This window comes from Lysinibacillus sp. GbtcB16, from assembly GCF_019091145.1.
Taxonomy (GTDB): Bacteria; Bacillota; Bacilli; order Bacillales_A; family Planococcaceae; genus Lysinibacillus; species Lysinibacillus fusiformis.
Genome location: NZ_JAGXJV010000708.1, coordinates 1 through 248, shown reverse-complemented (window position 1 = coordinate 248; position 248 = coordinate 1). Strand labels below are relative to the sequence as shown.

Genomic DNA, 248 nt, shown 5'->3' with positions numbered 1-248 from the left:
ATCGTATATTCAGTAGATTCCAACAGCTCGACGCTTCTTTTAATACGGTACTTGACCAAGTAGTCGTAAGGAGTCATATGTATGCTTTTTTTAAAGCTGCGGGTGCACTCCGATACACTTAAATGCGCCGCTTCAGCAATTTCCTTCAATGTTATATTGTTTGTATAATTTTGATGGATAAAGCTAAGCATTAATTGCAGTCTTTCTTGCTGGAGTCTGATATGTTTAGAGGACTCCTCCGAAGAAAG

1 pseudogene is annotated in these 248 nt (G+C 38.7%); it reads right to left on the bottom strand.

The features are described 5' to 3' along the window. Positions 1-248, bottom strand: a pseudogene (locus KVT27_RS26925) (AraC family transcriptional regulator); the annotation flags it as partial.